Below are 19953 nucleotides of genomic sequence, written 5' to 3'. Positions count from 1 at the left end.
GAGAGTACGTGCGGCGGTCAGCAGGTCTTGCCCGCGTCCGCGCCCTTGATGCAGTCGCCGACCTTGTTGGCGCCCTCGCTCAGCGCGGCGTTGATGATCGCGGCCACCACGCCGACGATCGCCACGACGACCGCCGAGATGATGACCCACTCCACCGCGGAGGCGCCGCGGTCCAGTTCGCCGGAGCGGGCGCGCTCCACGCGGGCCCGCATGAAGGTCACCAGGAAGTCCACGGCGGGGATGCCGGTGTGGAAGGTACGTCCGTTCATGACGCGTTGTCCTCTCGAATTCGGTTCACGGAAGTTCTGGAGTTCTGACGCACGGCTCGCGGATCGCGGTTCGCGCTTCACAGGTCGCTGTTCTCACACCTGGAACACCCGCATCGCCGCCGGGAAGATCAGGAACACGAGGAACCCCGCGCACAGCAGCAGCTGCGCCACGAGCATCGACTGGGACTTCTCGCCCGCGCTGCCCTCGATCTCGGCGAGCTCGCGGTGCCGCATGGTCTCGGCGCGGGAGGCGAGGGACTCGCGCACCTTGGCGCCGTCGTCCGCGACCAGGGCCAGCGAGGCGGAGAGGTCCTTCAGCTCCTCCACGCCCAGCTCCTCCCCCAGCTGCCCCAGCGCCTGCCACTGGCTGATGCCGGTGATCCGGGCGTCCGCGAGGGCGTTGCGGATGCGCTGCGTCGCCCATCCGTCGGACACCTCGGCCGCCGCCATCAGCGCCTCGGGCAGACCCCGGCCGCCGGCCAGGCTCATCGACACCAGGTCCAGGTAGGCGCCGATCACCCGGCGCAGGTCGCGCCGCTTCTCCGCGGCGTCCCGGCGCACCTCCAGGTCGGGCAGGAAGAAGAAGAGCGCCGCGCACAGCAGGGCCAGCCAGACCGGGATGACCGGGCTCGCGCCGAAGCCGAGCGTCCAGACGACCGCGAAGAGGAACGGGCCGAAGAACAGGCCCGCCACCCCCAGCAGCACCTTCGTCGCCAGGAACTTCTCCCAGCTGCGTTCCAGCACCGCCAGGTCCGCGCGCAGCGAGCGCTGCTCCCAGCCCTGCTGCAGGTAGAACTCGGCGACCCGCGCGCCCACTTCGGCCCGCAGCGAGCCGAAGCGGCCGGTGTCCTGCGCCGGGCGCGCCGACTCGTACGCCGACCCGCGGGCCCGCATCGCGTCGATCCGGGCGACCTGGGCGACGGCGCTGCGCTTGGTCGGCATCAGCGCGCGGACCAGGGCGTAGACGCCCAGACCGATGACCGCGCCGACGACGAGCGGCATCGTCAGTTCGTCGCTCACCGTCGCACCCCCTCTTCCTGCTGGAGCGGCGCCTGCTGCGCCGGGACGGCACCGGGCGTGCGGGGACGCACGAACCGCACCGCCGACTCGTCGCGCACCAGGAAGCGCTCGGGCGTCTCGATGGTGGACAGCTTGCGCAGCCACCAGAAGCCGAGGGCGAACAGGCCGCAGACACAGGCGAGGACGAGCTGGCCGACGGCCGTGCCGTACGGCTCGACGAAGTCGCGGTTGAAGACGGACAGGCCGAGGACGAACGCAATCGACACGGCGACGACGATCTGCACCGAGCGCCGGGTGGAGGCGCGCTGCGCCATCACGCGCTGGCGCATGTCGACCTCCTCGCGCGCCGACTTGGCCAGCGCGCCGAGCACCTGCCGCAGACCGGGGCCGCGCAGCCGGGCGTTGAGGATGAGGGCGGCGACGATGATGTCGGCGGAGGCGTCGTCGATCTCGTCGGCGAGCTGCTGGAGCGCCTCGGGCAGCGGGGTGCGGGCGCGCAGCCGGTCGACGAGCGCGTCGAGGTGCGGGCGCAGCACGGGCGCGGCGGCCCGGGCGGACGCCGGGATGGCCTGCTCCAGGCCGACCGCGCCGGCGATGGTGTCGCGCAGCGACTCGGTCCAGGAGGCCAGCGCCTCCACGCGCCGCATCGCGGCCCGCTCCTCGGCGGCTCCGCCGAAGAGGCGGTCCCAGAAGAAGACGAGGACGGCGGCGGCGACGCCCGCGACCACCCAGCGGGTCAGCAGCAGCACGGCGAGGCCGACGATCGCGGCGAGGGAGCCGCGCCGGCCGGCGAACCGGATCAGCTCGTTCGCCCGCTCGCCCGCCTTCTGCCTCTCGTGCTCGGGCTTGGCGGGCAGTCCGCGCACGGCCACGGCGAGCAGGGCCACCCCGCCGCCGACGGCGACGCCGGACGCGAGCGCGTACAGGACGGTGGTGGAGAACAGGCCGCCCAGGGAGCCGAGCGAGCCGATCGCGGCCAGGGGGGTGGTCGTGGGGGTCACCGGGTCACCCCCACGTTCCGCTGGGCCGGTAGCCGTGGGCCATCAGTTCCTCCAGGCAGGCTATGGGGGCGTGCGGCACGACGCGGCCGTCGGGGGTCTCCGCGAACACCTCGCTGGACAGCACGCGGCCGTCGACGCCGTTGACCTCGCGGACGGAGGTGACCATGCGCTGGAGGCGGCCGCCGCTCTGGAAGCCGTTGCGCCGCTGGATGAAGACGACGAAGTTCACCGCGCCCGCGATCAGCATCTGGCTGGCCTCGATGGGCAGCCGCTCGCTGGCCTGCAGGGCGTAGGTGGAGATGCGGTTGAAGACCTCGCTGGAGCTGTTGGCGTGGATCGTGGACAGCGAACCGTCGTTGCCCTGGGACATCGCGTTCAGCATGGTCACGATCTCGTCGCCGAGCACCTCACCGACGATGACGCGGGAGGGGTTCATGCGCAGCGACCGGCGCACCAGCTCCGCCATGGAAATGGCGCCCTGCCCCTCGGAGTTGGGCAGCCGCTCCTCGAACGCCACGACGTTGGGGTGGAGGTCGGGGAAGGTGTCGAGCCCGAGCTCCAGGGCCCGCTCCACGGTGATGAGGCGCTCGTGCGGCGGGATCTCGTTGGCGAGGGCGCGCAGCAGCGTGGTCTTGCCGGCGTTGGTCGCCCCCGCGATCATGATGTTCTTGCGGGCGCGGACCGCGCAGGCGAGGAAGTGCCCCAGCTCCGGGGTGAGGGTGCCGTTCCCGACCAGGTCGGAGATGAACACCTTGCCCATGCGGGCGCGGCGGATGGACAGCGCGGGCCGCCTGGCCACGTCCATGACGGCCGACAGACGCGAACCGTCCGGCAGCCGCAGGTCGAGCTGCGGGTTGGCGGAGTCGAAGGGCCTCGACGACAGACCCGAGTACGCGCCCAGCACCTGGATGAGCTCGATGAGCTCCTCGTCGGTCTCGGCGACGGGCTCGCCGCGCACCTCACGGCCGTCGGAGTAGCCGACGAAGACCTGGTCGCAGCCGTTGATGTCGATGTTCTCGACCTCGGGGTCGTCGAGCAGCGGCTGGAGCCGGCCCACGCCGAACAGCGCGGCGTGCACGGCGGCCGCGTACTGCTCCTCGGTCTCGGCGTCCAGCGGCGTACGGCCCGCGTTGATCTCGGCGCGGGCGTACTCCTCGAGTATCTGGGCTATGACGGCGCGGGCGTACTGCCGCTCGTCCTCGGTGGACATCGGCGTGACGCCGTTGACCTGGTCGAGGCGGCGCTGCTCGGCGATCCGGTCACCGGCGTCCTGACGGAACCGCTTGACCAGCTGGTGGTCGACAGCGGTCATCGCCCGGCCCCGGCACGGCCGTTCGTCCGGCCCTGGTGCGGCTGCTGGGCCTGCTGGGGCCGGGCGTGTGCCTGCTGGGCCTGCTGGGCCTGGGCGGACGCGGCCCAGGCGGCGCCGTACTGCTGGTACAGGTCGGCGGTCACCTTGCGGGCGGAGCGGATCAGCAGCGACTTGTCGAGCCGCCCGCGCCGGCGTCCGGCCAGCTGTTCGGCGCCGGCCGGGTCGTCGGCGAGGGTGCCGACCACGCGGGCGCCGGTCTGGGCGTGCACGAGCATGTCGTTGACCTGGGACGCGAGCTTGGCGGCGTTGCCGGTGTCGGCGATCAGGACGACACCGATCACCGGGTTGCCCAGGTTCGCGGCGCCGCGCGGCCCGCCGTGCAGCTTGCCGGCCAGGGCGGCGGCACGGTCCCGCACCCGGGCGAGCGCCTCCGGCTCGGTGCGCGAGATCAGCAGGACGAGGGCGGCGTGCGGGAACAGCTCGACGGCCGGGGTGTCCCCGCTGATGCGTCCGCAGTCGGCGATGACGTCGGCGGACGCGTGCGGGGAGTCGGCGAGCGAGGCGAAGGCGTGCCCGAGGGTCGGCCACAGCCCGGCGAGCCCGGCGGCCTGCTCGGCGATCCCGAGCCCGACGAGCACTTCGAGCCCGCCGCTCAACGGCTGGACGTGGTCCCAGAGCTGGTCGGGCACGAGCCCGCGCCGGGCCGTGGCCGCGATGGACAGCATCCCGGTGTTGGGGTTCAGCGGCCCGCCGTGCGCGGCGGCGCTGCGGTAGACGAGGTCGCCGCCCGCCGGGTCGGTCTCGGCGAGCAGGACGCGCCGCGGCCAGACCGCCGCGAGGGCGACGGCCGCAGTGGTGACGCCGGGGGAACCCTTGTCGGCGGCGAGGGCGATGAGGGCCATGGGTGCGGTGCCGCCTTCTCAGTTGCCGGGGACGTGCACGATGGCGACCTCACCCGCGGCAGCCGCCGAGGCGAGCGCCGCCGCGTCGGCCTGGTCGACGAGGAGGGTGAGCGTCCTGCTGCCCGTGCTCACGGTGGAGTCGCTGTCGTCCGCGACGGTGTTCACCCGCGCGTCGTCGACGAGGGCGCCGCCGGAGGAGGACGAGCCGCCCGCCCCGGCACCGGCGTCGTCGGAGTCGTTCGACCCGCCGACGGTACCGCCGACGTGGTAGGCGGCCACGACGTCACCGGGCTTGATGTCCGCCGGGTACTGGCCCTCCTTGAGGGCGAGGCCGACGGAGGCCTTGCCGGCGGGCAGGCTGTTCCCCTTGGCGAACATCTGGCCCTGCACGACCGTGTCCTTGTAGATCGTGGTCTTGGCCTTCAGGGTCTTGAGCGTGTCCAGCTGGTCCCACAGGACGTAGTTGATGCTCGTGTCCTCGGCGACCATCACGGAGGTCACGTCGCCGTCGGTGACGGACTCCCCGGCCTGGATCTCGTTCTTGACCTTCACGACCTCGATCCGGTCGCCGGCCTGCAGCACGAGCATCGTGGCCCCGAGGGCGCCGACGAGGATCAGCAGCACGGCGAGCGCGGCCAGCGCCGGCTTGCGCTCGCGGGGCGGTGTGGGAAGCCGGTCACCGACCGACGGCTGAGCCGGAGTCGCGGAACGACCGGCGCCCGCCCCCGCACGCTCTTGGATCTTCACGCAACCGCTCCCCGTACACCCAAGAAATTGTCTGCCAAGTTCCTTGAAACTCCGGACACTTCACCCACGTCCACTCGGGCACGAACATGCAGGACGTGCGGGACGCACCGGATGTACCCGCCCGACCTGGGCGGATAGCCAACGCTGAGGTGAGTGTCAAGCGATCGCACCGTATCAGCCGCACATAAGCCCCTCAAGGCGGACCTCGCCCCGGGGGCCCCTCCGCCGACACCGTTACCCATCAGCAACTTGAGCCTTGAACAACCCTGTTGGCGACCGGCCCGCGCACCGGACCACCGCCTGTGCGGGAGCGAACCGGCGAGGGGCCCGGACGGCTTTCACCCACGCCCGGTTCATCACGCGTCGGCCATGAGGCCTGCACGATTCACTCACGAGGCCGCCGAGGGGCCGTGCCATGATCTTCGCTCGGACCGGTGACGGGACGTACGGGGACACGGGGGACCCAGGGGTGACGCGAGCTCAGACGGCGCCGGTTCCGCCGTCCACAGGACTCGATCGACCTCAAGGAGCCACCCATGAAGCGAGCCGCCACGCTCGCCGCCTCCGCCCTTTCCCTCCTCTCCCTCGCCACGCTCACCGCGTGCGGCGGCGGCACGGAACCGGACGACGCGGCCGGCGAGCCCGGTCCCTCCGCGTCCCGGCCGGAGCAGGTGCCCCCGGCCCGGCGGCTGACCGGACTGATGGTCACGTCCGCCGACGTCGACGGCTTCTCGGTGGAGAAGTACGGTGACGAGTTCGCCCTCGCCAAGTCCCCGGCGGAGGTCACCCTCGACAAGCCGGTCTGTGCGCCCCTGGCGTACGCGATGAACCAACTCCCGCTCGGCGAACCGCGGGCCGACCTCACGCGGGTGCTGGCGGACAAGGCCGGGGGACTGAACAGCGCACACACCTACCTCACGCTCACCGCCCACGCGTCCGGCGGGGCGCAGTCCGCCATGGCCGGTGTGAGGAAGGCCCTGGTGGCCTGCGGCGACGGCTTCACGGCCGAGGGAAGCGGTGGCACCAGCACGTACGACTCCGTCACGACGGAGGACGTCGCACCGGCCGGCGACGAGACCCTCGGCTTCAGGTCCACGATGACCTTCCGCGGCGCCTCCCACACCCTGCACACCCAGGTCGTCCGCAGCGGCGACGTCCTCGGCGTCTACTTCTCGGTCAACGGCATGGCCATCGCCGACGCCAGGCCGAGCGAAGCGAAACTCCCGCCGGCAGTGGTGAAGGCGCAGAACGCGAAGCTGGGGTGAGGCACGGATGACCACGGCAAGGTCCGGCCCCGAACCGGCCGAAGCGCACGTCAAGCGCGTCAAGGCGCTGCGGATCACTGCGGGCACGGCTGCCGGGGTCGCCTCACTGGCGCTCGCCCTGGCGCTGACGCTGACGCCCGAGTCCCTCGGCCTGCCCTCGTCACCGGCCCTCTACGAGAAGGTCCGGGCCGAGGACCGCGGTGGCGAAGGCGTCATCGTCGCGTGGGCACTGCTGGCCGTCCCCGTCGGCGGCCTGCTGCAGACCCCGGTGGCACGGCTGCGCGGGGCGCGGATCGCGGCGGGCTGGGCCCTGCTGGCCGGCTACTGGCTGTACGTCCTGCTCGTGGCGGTCGCCGCCTGGCAGGTGCAGGGCCTCTTCCCACCGCCCGACGGTCCCGGCAAGAGCGGCGGACTGTTCGGCGCGCTGACCGCGCTGGCGCTGGCGACCCCCGTGTGCGCGGCCTGCTCGGGAGCGGTGTTCCGGCCGGTGCCCGGCGAGCACGGTGACACCCTGGGCGGCCAGATCCGCGGCCACCTCGCAACGGTGGCGCTGCTCTCGTGGTCCTTCAACGGCGTCTTCGTCTCCATGCTGATCGGCAGGAACTTCGCCTTCCCCCGTGCCGGCTCCTTCGCGATGTTCCTTCCGGGCGGCATCCTGTGGGGCTTCCACGCGGGCGCCGCGCTGGGCGTGCTGATCGGCGCCCGCCTCCAGCGCGCCCCCGAGGCCCGCGCCGCGACCACCGGCGTCGCCGCCTCACTGGCCCGCACGGCGACCGCCCTCCTGCTCTGCTGCCTGTGCGTGGCCCAGCTGGGCTGGATCCTGCCGGCGTGGGCGGTGGCGTCGAGCGGCTTCCCGGCGCTCATCGCCCTGTTCGTGCTGGGGCCGCGAAGCGAACGGCTCGGCCACTGGGTGGAGTTCCGGACGCCAGAGCTGCCGAAGGGAGGCTTCGACCGGTGATCCGACGTGCCACGAGCGCGCGTCCCGGCCGGTCACCGGGCCGGACGCGGAAGCCGAACCGGCAGGGTGTGTGCCGTGAACCGATCGGGACACACCTGCTCCCGCCCAGCCCCGGTACGCCGGGGATGTGCTGCCCCCGGGGATCCCGCCCGCCGACGGATGCGGAACGCCTCGGCCGGCATGCTCGCCGGCCGACCTCACCGCCCGTCGTACTGCCGGTCCCACTTGCTCTGCCGCACACCGCCCCAGGTGCCCATGAGGACAGCCACCAGGAACAAGGCCGTGAGCATCCCTCCGTACGAGTCCCCGCTCCGGTCCTTCGCCGGGCTGGCAACGCCTTCCGGGTCATACCGCACCCGCAGCTCGTCGCCCTTCGACACCGCGTCACCGCAGCCGTCGCCCTCCGACAGGGAGGGGGAGATCGCACGGCCGTCGATCGTGCGCAGGTCGCAGTAATTGGTCCTGGAGTCCTCCTTGCTCACGACCACGGCGTCGACCCACTCACCCCGGTCCGCAAGGGCGACCTGATCACCGGCGGCATGCCCGAACATGCCCATGGCCACCCCGGCGATCAAAGGAAGGACGAGCTGCCACGCCATCTTCCGTTCCTTGCGCGGTACCTTGCGCAGCCCCAGCATGGGCACCAACACCGTTGCCAGCGGGAGCACCAGGACGGCAAGCGCCATCCCCACGCTCCGCACCGGAGTCGGCAGAGGCACGACGGGACCGAGCCAGGAAAGTCCCAGCGACCCACCGGCACACACCGCGCTGAACAGCAGCCACCGGACCAGATCCCCCCGCCACCAGGTCCTCTCCCCCGCACGGGCCGTCCTGACGACAGTCCCGGACGCGTTCTCCGCCACTCGTCCTTCTCCCCTTTGCCGCAGCAGTTCCGCACCCGGCTCGTCTCCTCGGGCACATGCCTTCCCCACGATTCGTTGCCGAACGCGAACCGTACCGGCATCGATCAACGGCGCTGGAACCGGTCGGGACACAACCGCACCCGGCCGACCCCATACGCCGGAAACACCCCGTTCGCCAGGAGACCCGCCCTGGCGAAACCGGAAACCACACCGATACCGTCATTGCCCTCGACTGCACTTCTGTCCCACGGGGAGTCACTGTGAAGCGCCGCTCTTTGCCCGTTGCTGCCGCGTTCGCCGCAACCGCGACCCTGCTTCTGACGGCGTGCGGAGGTGAGGACGGCAACTCCAAGGCCAACGACGAGATCGCGGGAGCCGACACCGGCGACACGGGGAGATCTCCCTCACCGACCGCTACAGCCGCAGACTCGGCGCAACGCCCCGAAGTGAAGCTGCCCAAGGACGTCACCAACACCTTCGACGACTGGAAGACCGGCGACGCCACGAAGGACTCGGTCCTGGCCGATGCATCCCGTCGCATCGACGCACTGGCCTACGCCATCACCCAAGGCGACCCGGATGAACCCGTGTTGGGCTTCTACTACAAGGGCGACGCCCTGCTGGGCGCCGCCGACTGGGTCCAGGAGTTCGTGAAGGCGAAGAAGTCCATGACGGGCGAGACCCGCTACTTCAAGCCGAGCGTCAACGTATACGAAGAGGACAAGGCCACGCTGACGTACTGCTCCTTCGAAGGCGAGGCATTCGTCAAGGACAGGAAGACGGGCGAGGCGGAAAAAACTCCCGTCACCGACAACTCCTACCTCCTCTACTCCACTCGCTTGGAGAAGAGCGACAAGGGCGTGTGGCAGACCGCCGTGCTCAGCTCCGAGAGGGGTAACGACTCGTGCACACCGTGATGTCCGCTCGCCGGTCGTTCCCTGTCGTCGGCATTGCCGTCGCGTGCGCCTTCCTCGCTCCTCCCGCCCACGCCGACGTGGATCTCGGCAGTGGTAACGAAGGAGCCAAGGTGAGACAGGAAGGCTCGAACAGCGGGAGGACACTGGAGTCCCGGATCACCTTCAGCGGTTCCACCAGCGGCGGAGGCGGTAACACGTCGGGAAGCCTCAAGCCGGTGGGGAACTGGACACCACCGGCTTGCTGGTACGAGCCGAGGTCCGCGGAGGAGTTCGCGAAGTACATCGAGGACATGTACGAGACCACCGTCAACGCCCCGGGACAGCACAGCTACGCCAAGACGAGTGCCGGCAAGACCCGGGAGAAGTACAAGGACGGCGAGTACGAGAATTACAACCTGGGAAAGAAAGACGAGGGCAACTGGTGGGTCGCCGTCCAGGACGAAGACCGCTGGATGGAACCGGAGGCGCAGGTCTGCGACAGGGAGCCCTTCTGGGTGGAGAACGGTGACGCGCCGGACGTCGAGAACGCGGTCACTCCCCAGGTCCTGGCCGAGCTGGCCTACAACCGCGTACAGCTTCCCACCACCGAGGTCACTCTCGCTCCCGCGGAGACCACCAAGGTCAACCTCCCGACCTGGGCATGGTTGGACAAGGCCGAGTTCAAGGAAGTCTCCGTGACCGCGTCCCTGGACGCGGGCGGGGTGAACATCCAAGCCACCACCACGGCCAAGCCCGTCTCCCTCAAGCTGGAACCAGGCACGGACGACGCCGAGACCTATCCCGCCTCCGGCGAATGCACCATCAACGCCGACGGCTCCATCGGCGAGCCCTACGCCAAGGGCAAGGCCGACGGGACACCCCCCTGCGGCCTCAAGTACCTGCGCTCCTCCGGCGGCGGCACCTTCACCATGCAGGCCACGGTCACCTGGGACATCACCTGGGAGGGCACGGGCGGTGCCGGTGGAGACCTGCCCGACGGGACGTTCGGCGCCGACCAGGCGGTGACCGTCCAGGAAATCCAGGCCGTCAATCGCTAGGCCTGTGCAGCACCGACCACCGCATCAGTGACACTTTCACGGGAGACCAGCAGGGCCATGGCAGGCGATCCAGATCTCATCGTCAATGTCGACCTTCTTGTGGAATCAGAGTCCGCCCTGAGCAAGATCCAGAAGGATCTGAAGGACATAGGAAACAGGAAGGACGACATGCGCCCCTACTGGGGCAGTGGCGAGATAAGCGAAGCAATGGACAAATTCGTGGACAACTGGGATGACTACCGCAACAAAATGATCGAGAGCCTGGACAGCGTAGGGAAGCTTGTCACCAATACCATCAACGGTTTCACCGGGGCTGACGCAGCCCTCGCAAAGGAGCTGAAGAAAGCAAGGAAGGGCAAGTGAGCGCTTCCTCGAAACCACGACCTCGAGACTGGCACCCGCTCGCCGAGTCCGATCCCGTTCCAGGAGATCCGGAGGAAATCCGCGATGAAGTCACGCACATGAAGAGCGTGGCAACCACCCTCCGGGACCAAGCCGAGCGTCTACGCAAGATCAAGAACGACGACGAACTCAAAGGGAAATACGCAGGAAAACTGCGCGAAGAGTCCGAAGTGCTCGAGAAACATCTTCGCGAAGTCGCCAGCCGCTATGAGCGCGTCCACGTCCACCTGACGAAATGGGCCAACGAGCTCGAGGGGTTCCAGACTGAGGCCGACAAGGTCCTCGCCAACGCAAAGAAGGAACAGGAGCAACTCGACGCCGAGAAGACCAAGAAGGAATCGAACGAGGAAGGCGCGCCGAGCCCTTCGACCAGCGGCGCCGAAGGTGACCCTCTCCACGAGTACCGGGTCAAACTCAGCGGCATCGTGGGAGACCGGGACGACCGCGCAGCGCACTACGCCGGCAAGATCCGTGACGAGATCGACGACATCATCGAGGACAGCTTCTGGGATGATGTCAAAGGCTGGATCCATGACAACATCGATAAGATCAAATGGGTCCTCGATGCTCTCGGTTGGGCGGCCTCGGTCCTGGGGACTCTTGCGCCTTTCCTTGCCTTCATTCCCATCATCGGACCCTTTATCGGTGCGATTGCCCTCGGATTGTCCATCTTCATAGCGGCATCCCGTTTCGTCCTTTTCCTTGCCGGGGAAGCAAGCCTCACAGAAGTGCTGATGGACTGCGTCGGGTTGGTTGCCTTCGCTGCGGGCACGAAGATGCTCGCCAAGCTGAAGATGGCGAGCAAGGCCGTCAACACAGCCTCCAAGGCGCAGCGGACACAGCGGCTTAAAGAAGCGCTGCGCGCCAGCAGGTCCGTGCGGAACGACATCACTCGCACCATGGCTACGACCAGCGATGAAGGCCTCCGAGAGTTCGGACGTCAAACGCTGAATCGAATGCGGAAAGAGATGTCCCAGAACGCTGGTCGTGTTGCCGATGAGACACCTCTGCGCCCCAGCCAACTCGAGCGACTCGGGTTCGGAGATTCGGAGGCACGCTCCCTCATCACCAGCATCCGCCAGAACAAGGAAACCTTTTCCGACGCCGCCGCAGCCGCAGGGAAGTCGGAGACTTACTACAAGGTCGCGGTGGGCGCCGCGGTGACGGGCGCAACCGCAGATGTCGTCGACAAAACGCTCGGCGAGAGTCCTGTCTTCCCGGATAAACCGTTCAATGAAACCTACGAGAACTTCAAGGGAGAGACCGGAAAACTGCCAGAGGACACCCACTGGTAATTGAATGCGAGGAATAAGCAGCATGAGTTCGAACCAACAGAGCCGAAGTTACGGTCGCCTGGGTCAGGGACCGACCGCGCTGGCGAAGCTGTGTCTCATCATCGGGATGTCTTCCATCTTCCTGGTGATGATTGCAGGGGCTCTTCCATCCCCAACAAAGGATATTGTCTACTGGATTCAGCGCGTCATCGTGGCTGCAGCCATCCTCACCTTGCTGGGGCTCTTCTTCAGGCATCCGCTTCCGTCGCGACGCCCTGAAGGCCTCACGGAAGTGTTCATTTACTCATCCGGCCTCTTTCTGGCCACTTGGGTGACTGGTGTATGGGCAGGCGTCTTCATGGCTCCCCTGATCCCCTTGCTCACCCTTGGATCATGGATAGCAGAGAGACTTCGTCGTGACTGAACAAAGCTTGACGCGACCGCCGGTTCCCATTGGCTTCAACCTGGTGCTTCCACCCGGGTGGGGAAAAATTGACCTCCATGAGGAGGTCGTGAACGATTCAGTCCTGGCACTTGTCGACAGATCCATCGATCAACTCCCGAAGGATCTCCCCAGAGACGACGTCAGCAAGGTACGAATGGAGCTTTTCAAGCAGCTGAAAAAAGCGGCAAGGAAAGCCAGCAGAGCAAACGGAATGATGCTCTACCTTCCCGTGGAACGCGTCCGCGGCAGTGTTGTTCCAGCATCCTTCATTGTTTCGGAACCAATTTCCGCGACCGGTGCCGGCTTTCATTCGGATCAAGTGATCGGAGGCGTGACGGCGGAGCGCGGGCAAAGTGAGACCGTAACTATCGACGGATCCCCCGGCACCAGGATCGAGCATATTGTCCCACCTCCGGAAAGATCCGAAATAGAGTTCCCCTCCCGGCGAGTCGAGTACATACTCCCTCTTCCCGGCAGTCCACTCCCTCGCTGGTTGGCAGTTACATTCAGCACGGTCGGCGATGGAAAACCTGACAGTGAATACTCCTCCGCTCTCGTCGATCTTTTCGACGCCATCATGATGACCTTCCGCTGGAGTTACGAGTGATTTTCTTTGAAACCGAAGCAGATCCGACCGAGTGGTTCCTCATGCCACTCCACTGGACAGATCTCCATCAGAATGAGATCGATGAATGGTCGGCTACATGCGCTGAAATCATTTACCGACGCCACAAGAAGTGGTGGCGGAGTCCCAACCGCGATGCGCTGGCACGTAGTTTTCGACTCCTGATCGAATCTCATCCGCACCCCAGCATTCCCGCACATCAGGTTTTTCTTTACGGCGGCGATCCGCGCAGGGTTCCACAACCCGTCTATGCCCTGGTCGTTCAGCCCGAAGGCGGGGACCGGGAGAAGGAGCTTCGCAGCATCGTCCAGGCGTCCGAGGCAAACCCGAACCGCCCGCCCGACGTGGTGGAGTTCGACTCCGACCGGATCGGCCCGGGGCTGCGTTGTCTTCGGTACTTCGGTGACGAAGACGGCCTGGGCGTCTCTCTCAATTACGGCTGGTGGTCCGAAGAGCACCAGCTGTACGCCTCGATCCGCACGGTGACTGACGAAGTCGGCTGGCTGGCCACGAACCTGGATGTCCTCGATGACTTCGCCCGCAGTATCTGGCTCAATCCCAACCCGGAATGACCTGGCAGTCACAGGTCGGAAGCAGCGGGGCCCAGGTCATTCCCCTCAGACATCAGGAGCAAGCCCCCGACGCCGGCACATCCCCGGTGTACGTGCATGAGTACGCCGCCGACCCCTCGGCCCCACGGTCTCGGCACACCGCATCCTGTTCCGCATCGGCGAGGAGAGTCTTGACGTGACACGCAGGGGCAAGCAGCGCGTGGCGACGGACCGCCTCGGCATCCACACCGAAGCGGGCGCATGGTGCTGGATCGACAAGATCCCGCAGCCCCCGGCGGACGTGCTCCAGGCCGCGGGCAACCCCCGTCTCCGTCCTGCCCGACTCCCTCTTCTGGGCATGATCGGCGCGGTGCTCGGCGCACCGTTCATACCCCTCCTCATGCTGTTGAGCCTTCTGTCCGACGCCGAAGAAGCCGTCAAGCGGTCTCTCGACACGAAGGAGGAGAAGGAACGGTGGCGGGCCAAGAAGGAGGACGACAAGCGCCGGGACGCCGCCATCGCCCAACAGGGCTTCGACAAGGTCTTCGACGGTGACTGGCAAGGCAAGGCCGGGCAGTTCCTGCTGCGTTGGTACAGCCACTCCACCCACCACCAGCGACTTCTGCTCGCGACCGAGGAGGGGATCGTCCTCGCGGCCCCGCCGCGGCGCGTCAGCGTGGGGCGGGAGAAGCACCTGCAGATCGTCGCCCGCCTTCCCGCCACCGAAGCGGCCCTCGTCGACCCCTTCTCCGGCGAGTTCGAGACGAGGATGCTGTTGATCCGCTTCGAGGACGGGTCCTGGCTGCGGATCGACACGGAAGAGCTCCGCAGCAGCCTGCACATGCATGTGCTCCGGCAGTCCCTCCCCGACAGCTGACAGGACCCGGCCGGCCCGGGCACCCGGTGCGTTCGGCATCCGCTGCCGAAGCTCAGGCGGACGGGACCTTCTCGGCCGCCGCCCCGCCAGGTCATCCGGCCGACGGTACGGAGCGCGGTGAAGGCCAGTACGCCGGCACCGAGCAGTTCGCCGGTGGCGTCGACCTGGCCCGTGGTCCGGACGTGCATGAATGTCCTGCCACGAGGGATCCAGTCGCCCGCGTCCGGTTCCACGTCCAATCCGGCGTCGGGTCGCCCCGACCCGGCTGGAAGTCGGACGGGTACACGTGATCGTCCATGGCAACGTATGTCACCCAAGCGTTTCAGAACTCCACGGTCAGTGTCTGCGCGATGCTGTCGGCGGCCTCTTCCATTTCTTGCGTCAGGCCGGGGACGGTCCATGACGCGAGCAACATCACCGCGCCTTCCGAACCAGTGGGCCGGACCCCGTACGTGAGTGTCTCCATCAGGATTCCGGGCCCCCGGGACGGAGGGTGGTCCGCGGCGAAGTTCTGCCGGATGCGTACGGCAGGACCGACGGGCAGCTCCGTGCGCGTGATCTCGGGCGTACCGAAGTCGTCTGCGCTGAACGTCTCGGCCAACCAGTCCAGGGTGATGCGGGGAACTGTCTCGTCGGGGTAGATCAGGTCCACTTCCAAGGTGGCGAGGGCCGTGTCGAATCCATCGGGGTAGAAAGCGAAGGCGTAGAAGGGTTCGCGGCTGCGGCTGTCCTCCGCTCGAGCCCGAAGGTCCCTCCGCAACGTACTTCTGTCCAGTTCGTAGCCTGCCGCCTTGCTGCGGTCACGCAACTCCGCCGCGGTGCCCTTGGCCCAGCCCTTCACGTCGTCCGAGGGCTCGAGTGGGAGGGGCACCCAGTCGGTCGGAACGACGATGCCGCACGTACGGATGTCACTCATGGGCGCTGCCTCCGTCCATCCACTTCAGCGAGCCGGCCACTGCGTCGAAGAGCTCGACCATCGCGTCGGCGATCTGTACGAGGGGGGTGGAGAAGGTCAACAGCAGTTGTGCCTCGGTTCCGGGCACCGGCACTTGATAGTCCAGCGTGACAGAGGGGAGGGCATCGTCAGGACTTCCCGGGGTGCCGGCAGGAGCGGAAGCGTCCGGCTGCCCTGTCGATCTGCGCGTGCGAACGGCAGTGCCCGCAGCAAGCTCGACGACCGAGACATCGGCCGCCGTGTCAGCAGCAAGGCGGTCGGAGATGTCCTGCGGGCTCGGCAGACTCCGGCCTGGCGCGGGGTGCAACAGCGTGACCAGGAGCGAGGCGGGGACGGTGAGCGGGCCGGCCTGCTGGAAGCTGAGGTACAGCTCGATGCCCCCGTCACGGAATGCCGCGGTCGCCTGCGCCAAGAGGTCGTCCCGCAATCGCCGCTTGATGTGCGGGGCGTTGTCGAGCCCGGCAAACCGGCGGTCGAGCAGAGCGTCGACCGAGCGCTCACGGCTTTCCGGGTCGATGTGAACCCGAAACCACCCCTCCGGGAGCAGCAGTTCGTAGTCGGCGGGCGGTGCCGTGCCGGCGCCGCTCCCCACAGGCCCGGTCACAGGTCCTCCGGTCTCATCGGCTTCTCCATGCGTTGTCCTACGGCTCCCTGAGCGTCCTGTCGTACCAGAAGCGACTGACCAGCGTGCTGACCAGCGGGGGCACCAGCACCACCGCGACGGTCAGCGCGGACAGGCAGCCTGCCAGAACCGCGGAGTCCTTGTCGCTGAGGAGCCCTGCGAGCAGCACCGCGCTGAAGAGCGGGAGGGAGAGAAGCTCGTTCCTGCCGATGACCGACCGGTACCAGTCGGTCTGCTTCCGGGCTTCTTTCGCATCCATGGGCGACATCGCGTGGACCTCCGCCGCGAGCGTAAGCCCTTGCCACCAGTACTTCGCGTCCTCGGCCTGCTCGTGCTTCACGTCCGAGACGGGAACATCCAACGCTCTCACGAGCTCGGCCCAGCGATCGTTCCCCCGCGGTCCCGCGAACCAGTGACTCCACGGCAGGAGGGCCCGCCCCTCGCCGTCCCGGTCCCGGAACTCGACTCCGAGGATCTTCCCGGTCGCCGGCGCGGTCAGCCGCACCAGCCGAGCGACACCGTGCTCGCCGCCTCGCGCGAGCCACCGTTCCGCACCGAGGGTGTCCGTGAGAACGACGTCGTGGGGAAGCACGCGCACCACCGCTGTCCGCAAGAACCGCTCGGTCACGTTTCCTCCCGCTTCCGGGGACGGTCTGATCTCCACGGCCTCGGCGAACACGTTCTGCCTGCGACTGCGCCACCACCCGCCGATTCGCACGACAGCGTCGGACGCCGGGACCAGGAACAAGGCTCCTGCCGCAATCGGCATCGCCCACACGAGATCGGCGGCGAAAGCCGTCACGACAGCGACGAGCCAGCCGAACATGCCGAGTCCTCTGGCCCAGCTGTGCCAGCGCGGCAGCTCAGCGTGGTCGGCCCGGTCCGGCCTGCCCCGCCGGCCGCCGTCCCGTGTTCCTGGACCGAGGGGCTCCTCACTCTCCTCCAGAGGGATTCCGAGCTTCGTGACCAGTGCCTCAAGACCGGTCCGGCCAAGGCACATCGACGGCCGCAACTCCAGGGCTCCGACGACCCCGGCCTCGGGCAGCCAGGCAGCAAGGGGGACATGCAGGATGTGCCGTTCGTCCCCGCCCATGAACACCAGGACACCCCAGCGCTCGCTGGGGCGCTTCTGCACGGTCTCCCACAGGTCGCCGGGCGGGAAGAAGACGGCACGCCGAATACCGGCGGCGCCGACCGCATACCGGCGCTCTCGCCCTCGGGAGTCGCGTACGACCAAGGCGTGGCCGTCGGCGAAAAGGCGCGCCCGACGGACAACGTGGACGTTGTGCGGCGGCATGCCCGCAGGACGCACCACGGGCTCGGCCGACCGCGACAGCGGCTCGGGACCTGCCGGTTGCTCAGCCATCATGCTGCCTCGCTCGCCCACCATTCGTCTCGCTCACCCGTTGCTCGTTGTCGTGGCGTCCTTGATCCCGGTCGCCGACCAGACCCCGTCATCCAGTCCCTGGACTCCGACGAGGTCACCGACAGGTTCCGTGATCTTTCCCTTGTCGAGCAGGTCGGTGGTCGACGCGATCGCGGTCGAGCCGGCCCAGATCCGGGTCTGTGTCTGGAACACATCAGTCGCGGCCTGCACCGCGCTGTCGGCCCGAAGCGCAGGGGACATCTGGCTGAGACTCTTCTCCAGGTCTCTGATGCCGGGATCGTTCAATCCCGGCCGAACGCCGTGCCAGCTGTCGGCCTGTCCGAGTTGCCGAAGATTACTCGGGCGCAAGTCCTTGACGGCTTTGAGGCTGTCCACCGACTCCCGGTAGATCAGCTTGGGGTTGAAGGCGTCCGCCAGCCGCTGGGCACCGGGGAACCAGCCCTTCGGCGCCGTGGCGACCGCCTGGGCGCCGGCCTTTCCTCGCAAGGCACCGCTGCTGAGCTCGTTCGCCTTCTTCCACGCCTTGTTGACGGCCTTGTTGTATGCGGCCGTGCCGGGCTTCGCCGTGATTCCCTGCCGGAGCGTCTTGGCGGCCGCCGACCGCCCGAGGCTCTTGGCCGCGAGCGAAGCCCCCTTGGCCCCGGCGAGGGCACCCCGGCCGATACCGAGTGTCGCGAGGCCGACGACGTCGAGGGCGACATCGAACCAACTGCCCTCACCGGCCACCGCCAGGAGGGTGTGTCCCACGAGCGACACCAGCGTGGCGGCCAGCGCGATGGTGCCCAGAACGCCGGCGAGCACCTGGCCGACGATCGGGATCCACCCCACCATGAGGGCCAGAGTCCCGCAGATGGTGGAAATCCAGCCCGTCGCTTCGAGGACCTTCTTCATCCACCCGGCGTTGTCGTGCACCCAGTCCTTGAACTTGTCCCAGGTGCCGTCCTTCAGCCCGTCGTGGTCGATGGCGTACCGAATGGAGTCGCGTGCCCTCTTGGCCGCCGCGTCGCGCACGCCCTTGGCCGCTTCCAGGTCCTTCTTCGCCCGCTCCAGTGCCGAAGCCGCCGCCTCCTGGCGCTTCTCCAGCTTCTTCCGGTCCGGATCGTCGTCGGGTGTGTCCCCGGGGAGCTTGTCGAGCGCTCCCGTGCTCGCCTTCTGCTCGTCGTGAGCGTCCCGAGCGTCCCGGAGAGCCTTGTCGGCCATCGTCTGCGCCCGATGGAGTTCCGAGGCGTACTCCTTCGAGCAGCCGCCGTCGATGACTTTTTCGCCGAGCGCGTCAGCAGCGGCGTCGTAGCGCTTGAACGCCTTCCGCAGTTTGCCCTCGGCCTCTTCGGCCTCCTTGCGGAACTCATCCGCCGTCTTGCTCTTCCACTGGTCGACGGACGCGAGCGCTTTGATCTCGTCCGCCTGTTTCCTGATGGACTCAGCGGTCTTCCTCAAGTCACGGCCGAGCTTGGCGACTTCCTCCGGATCTCCCGGAATCGGGTCCGAGTGTTCGCCGATCACCGCCCATTCCTCAGCGCGTGGACGGGTCACCTGGCACCTTCCCCGGGACCGGGCTTCTTCCTGTCCGTCCCCCGCAGGGCCTCGGCAAGCGCGTGATCGATGTCCTCATAGGTCTTCGCCGCCGTGGAAAGCAGCGTCGAGAGTTTCTCCAGCTCGTCCGTCAAACGCTCGCGGTGGATCTTCCAGTTGTCACCGAAGTCACCGAAGACGTCGACCAGGCCCTGATCGCCCAGAACGTTCACACCCAGCCCGTCGGCGGGGTTGGCGTTCTTGGAGAACTCCCGATGAATTTTGGACAGGGATTTGGAACTTTCCTTGATGCGTTCAATATCGGCGGTCTGGTCCGACATTCCATCCCCCGCTGAGTGGTGGCACGGTACGGGCCGGTGGGGCAAGCAGCCCGTGCTCGCCCCACCGTTGCAGAGAATTCCGTCTAACAGACGGTCACTTGCGGGCGGCCTTCGCCAGTTCGTCGTCGATCTGCTCGAACTTGTCGGCGGCCATGGTCAGGTAGTCGCCCATGCCGTCCAGGCCGTCCAGCGTGGTCTTCGCGCCGTTGGTGAACTCGTCGAAGTTCTCGTCGAAGGCCTTGGACGAGCTCTTCGTGACGTAGCCCGAGTTGACCAGGTTGTTGATGTACTTGCGGAGGGCGTCCAGCTTCTCCTGGAGCTTCTCCTTCTCCTTCACGACATGCTTGGCCGCTTCTCGCATGTCCTGGTATGTGATGTCAAGGTCCTTGGCCATGAAGCCGCTTCCTCTCGCAACGCCGCAGGGCCAACCCCCGTGGCTCCCTTGTTTGCGGAACGACCGGTCCGTCGTCGCGGCCCCTGTGACGCAGGAGCCGTATGGGACAGCCGATGTGATCGTCCGCTCTTGCGGCAGCAGCTTACGGGGGTGAACTGTGGTGTCACATCCCCGCTTTGTGAAGGCGCCGGTGCGAAGTCGTGTACGGCGTTGCCATCGGGAACGGACCAGCACCTCCCCACTGCCGCCCCCCGCCCGCGAGCGGATATCGTCGCGG

General features: G+C 67.7%; 23 protein-coding genes. 10 read left to right on the top strand and 13 right to left on the bottom strand.

Annotated elements, in window-relative coordinates; all coding sequences use genetic code 11:
• Positions 1-17: 17 nt before the first annotated feature.
• The 6 genes from GL259_RS22575 to GL259_RS22550 all read right to left on the bottom strand — a co-directional run bounded on the left by GL259_RS22575 (position 18) and on the right by GL259_RS22550 (position 5251).
• Complete coding sequence (locus tag GL259_RS22575; protein ID WP_006133157.1) at positions 18-269, bottom strand: hypothetical protein; 252 nt, start codon at positions 267-269, stop codon at positions 18-20.
• A 93-nt stretch (positions 270-362) separates the two neighbouring features.
• Positions 363-1271 carry a type II secretion system F family protein gene (locus GL259_RS22570; RefSeq protein ID WP_159538880.1) on the bottom strand — a complete coding sequence of 303 codons (909 nt, stop codon included), beginning with the start codon at positions 1269-1271 and terminating at the stop codon, positions 363-365.
• A 14-nt stretch (positions 1272-1285) separates the two neighbouring features.
• On the bottom strand, positions 1286-2290 hold the full coding sequence (locus GL259_RS22565) for a type II secretion system F family protein (protein WP_159535172.1): 1005 nt from the start codon (positions 2288-2290) through the stop codon (positions 1286-1288).
• 4 nt (positions 2291-2294) lie between these two features.
• Positions 2295-3602 (bottom strand): ATPase, T2SS/T4P/T4SS family, encoded by a 1308-nt coding sequence (locus tag GL259_RS22560; protein WP_159535171.1) that lies wholly within the window; start codon positions 3600-3602, stop codon positions 2295-2297.
• Positions 3599-4504, bottom strand: a complete 906-nt coding sequence (locus tag GL259_RS22555; protein WP_159535170.1) for a hypothetical protein — start codon at positions 4502-4504, stop codon at positions 3599-3601. Before GL259_RS22555 ends, GL259_RS22560 begins: the two co-directional genes overlap by 4 nt.
• A gap of 18 nt (positions 4505-4522) precedes the next feature.
• Entirely contained in the window at positions 4523-5251 is a 729-nt protein-coding gene (locus GL259_RS22550) for a hypothetical protein (protein WP_159535169.1), read from the bottom strand.
• A 536-nt stretch (positions 5252-5787) separates the two neighbouring features.
• On the opposite strand from GL259_RS22550, the gene GL259_RS22545 reads away from it, so the two are divergent.
• Both GL259_RS22545 and GL259_RS22540 read left to right on the top strand, forming a co-directional pair.
• Positions 5788-6516: a hypothetical protein gene (locus GL259_RS22545; RefSeq protein WP_159535168.1), complete on the top strand. Its 729-nt coding sequence runs from the start codon at positions 5788-5790 to the stop codon at positions 6514-6516.
• Positions 6517-6523: 7 nt separating this feature from the next.
• Positions 6524-7474, top strand: coding sequence for a hypothetical protein (locus GL259_RS22540; protein ID WP_159535167.1), 951 nt, complete (start codon positions 6524-6526; stop codon positions 7472-7474).
• Positions 7475-7671: 197 nt separating this feature from the next.
• Here the strand turns inward: GL259_RS22540 and GL259_RS22535 are convergent, their stop codons facing one another.
• On the bottom strand, positions 7672-8160 hold the full coding sequence (locus GL259_RS22535; RefSeq protein WP_243762362.1) for a hypothetical protein: 489 nt from the start codon (positions 8158-8160) through the stop codon (positions 7672-7674).
• Between the two features lie 437 nt (positions 8161-8597).
• Here GL259_RS22535 and GL259_RS22530 point away from each other — a divergent pair, with 437 nt between their 5' ends.
• The 8 genes from GL259_RS22530 (at position 8598) to GL259_RS22495 (ending at position 14465) form a co-directional block, all read left to right on the top strand.
• A complete protein-coding gene (locus tag GL259_RS22530) occupies positions 8598-9254 on the top strand; it encodes a hypothetical protein (protein ID WP_159535166.1) in 657 nt (218 codons plus the stop codon).
• Positions 9255-9364: 110 nt separating this feature from the next.
• Complete coding sequence (locus tag GL259_RS22525; protein ID WP_243762361.1) at positions 9365-10291, top strand: hypothetical protein; 927 nt, start codon at positions 9365-9367, stop codon at positions 10289-10291.
• Positions 10292-10348: 57 nt separating this feature from the next.
• A complete protein-coding gene (locus tag GL259_RS22520) occupies positions 10349-10654 on the top strand; it encodes a hypothetical protein (RefSeq protein ID WP_159535165.1) in 306 nt (101 codons plus the stop codon).
• Positions 10651-11988, top strand: coding sequence for a putative T7SS-secreted protein (locus GL259_RS22515; RefSeq protein ID WP_159535164.1), 1338 nt, complete (start codon positions 10651-10653; stop codon positions 11986-11988). The genes GL259_RS22520 and GL259_RS22515 overlap by 4 nt, the downstream gene beginning before the upstream one ends.
• Before the next feature lie 22 nt (positions 11989-12010).
• Positions 12011-12391: a hypothetical protein gene (locus tag GL259_RS22510; RefSeq protein ID WP_159535163.1), complete on the top strand. Its 381-nt coding sequence runs from the start codon at positions 12011-12013 to the stop codon at positions 12389-12391.
• Positions 12384-13019: a hypothetical protein gene (locus tag GL259_RS22505; protein ID WP_159535162.1), complete on the top strand. Its 636-nt coding sequence runs from the start codon at positions 12384-12386 to the stop codon at positions 13017-13019. Before GL259_RS22510 ends, GL259_RS22505 begins: the two co-directional genes overlap by 8 nt.
• Positions 13016-13609, top strand: coding sequence for a hypothetical protein (locus GL259_RS22500; RefSeq protein ID WP_159535161.1), 594 nt, complete (start codon positions 13016-13018; stop codon positions 13607-13609). The genes GL259_RS22505 and GL259_RS22500 overlap by 4 nt, the downstream gene beginning before the upstream one ends.
• A 175-nt stretch (positions 13610-13784) precedes the next feature.
• The gene (locus GL259_RS22495) at positions 13785-14465 is read left to right on the top strand and encodes a hypothetical protein (protein WP_159535160.1); all 681 of its coding nucleotides are present in this window, start codon (positions 13785-13787) and stop codon (positions 14463-14465) included.
• Positions 14466-14787: 322 nt separating this feature from the next.
• On the opposite strand, the gene GL259_RS22490 is transcribed toward GL259_RS22495, so the two are convergent.
• The 6 genes from GL259_RS22490 to GL259_RS22465 all read right to left on the bottom strand — a co-directional run bounded on the left by GL259_RS22490 (position 14788) and on the right by GL259_RS22465 (position 19676).
• The gene (locus GL259_RS22490) at positions 14788-15381 is read right to left on the bottom strand and encodes a hypothetical protein (RefSeq protein ID WP_159535159.1); all 594 of its coding nucleotides are present in this window, start codon (positions 15379-15381) and stop codon (positions 14788-14790) included.
• Entirely contained in the window at positions 15374-16024 is a 651-nt protein-coding gene (locus tag GL259_RS22485) for a hypothetical protein (protein WP_243762360.1), read from the bottom strand. Before GL259_RS22485 ends, GL259_RS22490 begins: the two co-directional genes overlap by 8 nt.
• 37 nt (positions 16025-16061) lie before the next feature.
• A complete protein-coding gene (locus GL259_RS22480; protein ID WP_159535158.1) occupies positions 16062-17411 on the bottom strand; it encodes a hypothetical protein in 1350 nt (449 codons plus the stop codon).
• 30 nt (positions 17412-17441) lie between these two features.
• Positions 17442-18932 (bottom strand): putative T7SS-secreted protein, encoded by a 1491-nt coding sequence (locus tag GL259_RS22475; RefSeq protein WP_159535157.1) that lies wholly within the window; start codon positions 18930-18932, stop codon positions 17442-17444.
• A gap of 26 nt (positions 18933-18958) precedes the next feature.
• Complete coding sequence (locus GL259_RS22470) at positions 18959-19282, bottom strand: hypothetical protein (protein WP_159535156.1); 324 nt, start codon at positions 19280-19282, stop codon at positions 18959-18961.
• A gap of 94 nt (positions 19283-19376) precedes the next feature.
• Positions 19377-19676: a WXG100 family type VII secretion target gene (locus tag GL259_RS22465; protein ID WP_159535155.1), complete on the bottom strand. Its 300-nt coding sequence runs from the start codon at positions 19674-19676 to the stop codon at positions 19377-19379.
• Between the last annotated feature and the right edge of the window lie 277 nt (positions 19677-19953).

It is taken from the genome of Streptomyces sp. Tu 3180 (genome assembly GCF_009852415.1).
Taxonomy (GTDB): Bacteria; Actinomycetota; Actinomycetes; order Streptomycetales; family Streptomycetaceae; genus Streptomyces.
The sequence above is the reverse complement of the archived record's forward strand: the minus strand, read 5'-3'. Positions and strand labels throughout refer to the sequence as shown.

Coding starts and splice junctions, on each gene's coding strand:
- GL259_RS22490 (WP_159535159.1), bottom strand. CDS start 15,381: ATGAGTGACATCCGTACGTGCGGCATCGTCGTTCCGACCGACTGGGTG.
- GL259_RS22560 (WP_159535171.1), bottom strand. CDS start 3,602: ATGACCGCTGTCGACCACCAGCTGGTCAAGCGGTTCCGTCAGGACGCC.
- GL259_RS22535 (WP_243762362.1), bottom strand. CDS start 8,160: ATGGCGCTTGCCGTCCTGGTGCTCCCGCTGGCAACGGTGTTGGTGCCC.
- GL259_RS22480 (WP_159535158.1), bottom strand. CDS start 17,411: ATGATGGCTGAGCAACCGGCAGGTCCCGAGCCGCTGTCGCGGTCGGCC.
- GL259_RS22545 (WP_159535168.1), top strand. CDS start 5,788: ATGAAGCGAGCCGCCACGCTCGCCGCCTCCGCCCTTTCCCTCCTCTCC.
- GL259_RS22510 (WP_159535163.1), top strand. CDS start 12,011: ATGAGTTCGAACCAACAGAGCCGAAGTTACGGTCGCCTGGGTCAGGGA.
- GL259_RS22520 (WP_159535165.1), top strand. CDS start 10,349: ATGGCAGGCGATCCAGATCTCATCGTCAATGTCGACCTTCTTGTGGAA.
- GL259_RS22555 (WP_159535170.1), bottom strand. CDS start 4,504: ATGGCCCTCATCGCCCTCGCCGCCGACAAGGGTTCCCCCGGCGTCACC.
- GL259_RS22540 (WP_159535167.1), top strand. CDS start 6,524: ATGACCACGGCAAGGTCCGGCCCCGAACCGGCCGAAGCGCACGTCAAG.
- GL259_RS22470 (WP_159535156.1), bottom strand. CDS start 19,282: ATGTCGGACCAGACCGCCGATATTGAACGCATCAAGGAAAGTTCCAAA.
- GL259_RS22575 (WP_006133157.1), bottom strand. CDS start 269: ATGAACGGACGTACCTTCCACACCGGCATCCCCGCCGTGGACTTCCTG.
- GL259_RS22465 (WP_159535155.1), bottom strand. CDS start 19,676: ATGGCCAAGGACCTTGACATCACATACCAGGACATGCGAGAAGCGGCC.
- GL259_RS22570 (WP_159538880.1), bottom strand. CDS start 1,271: ATGCCGCTCGTCGTCGGCGCGGTCATCGGTCTGGGCGTCTACGCCCTG.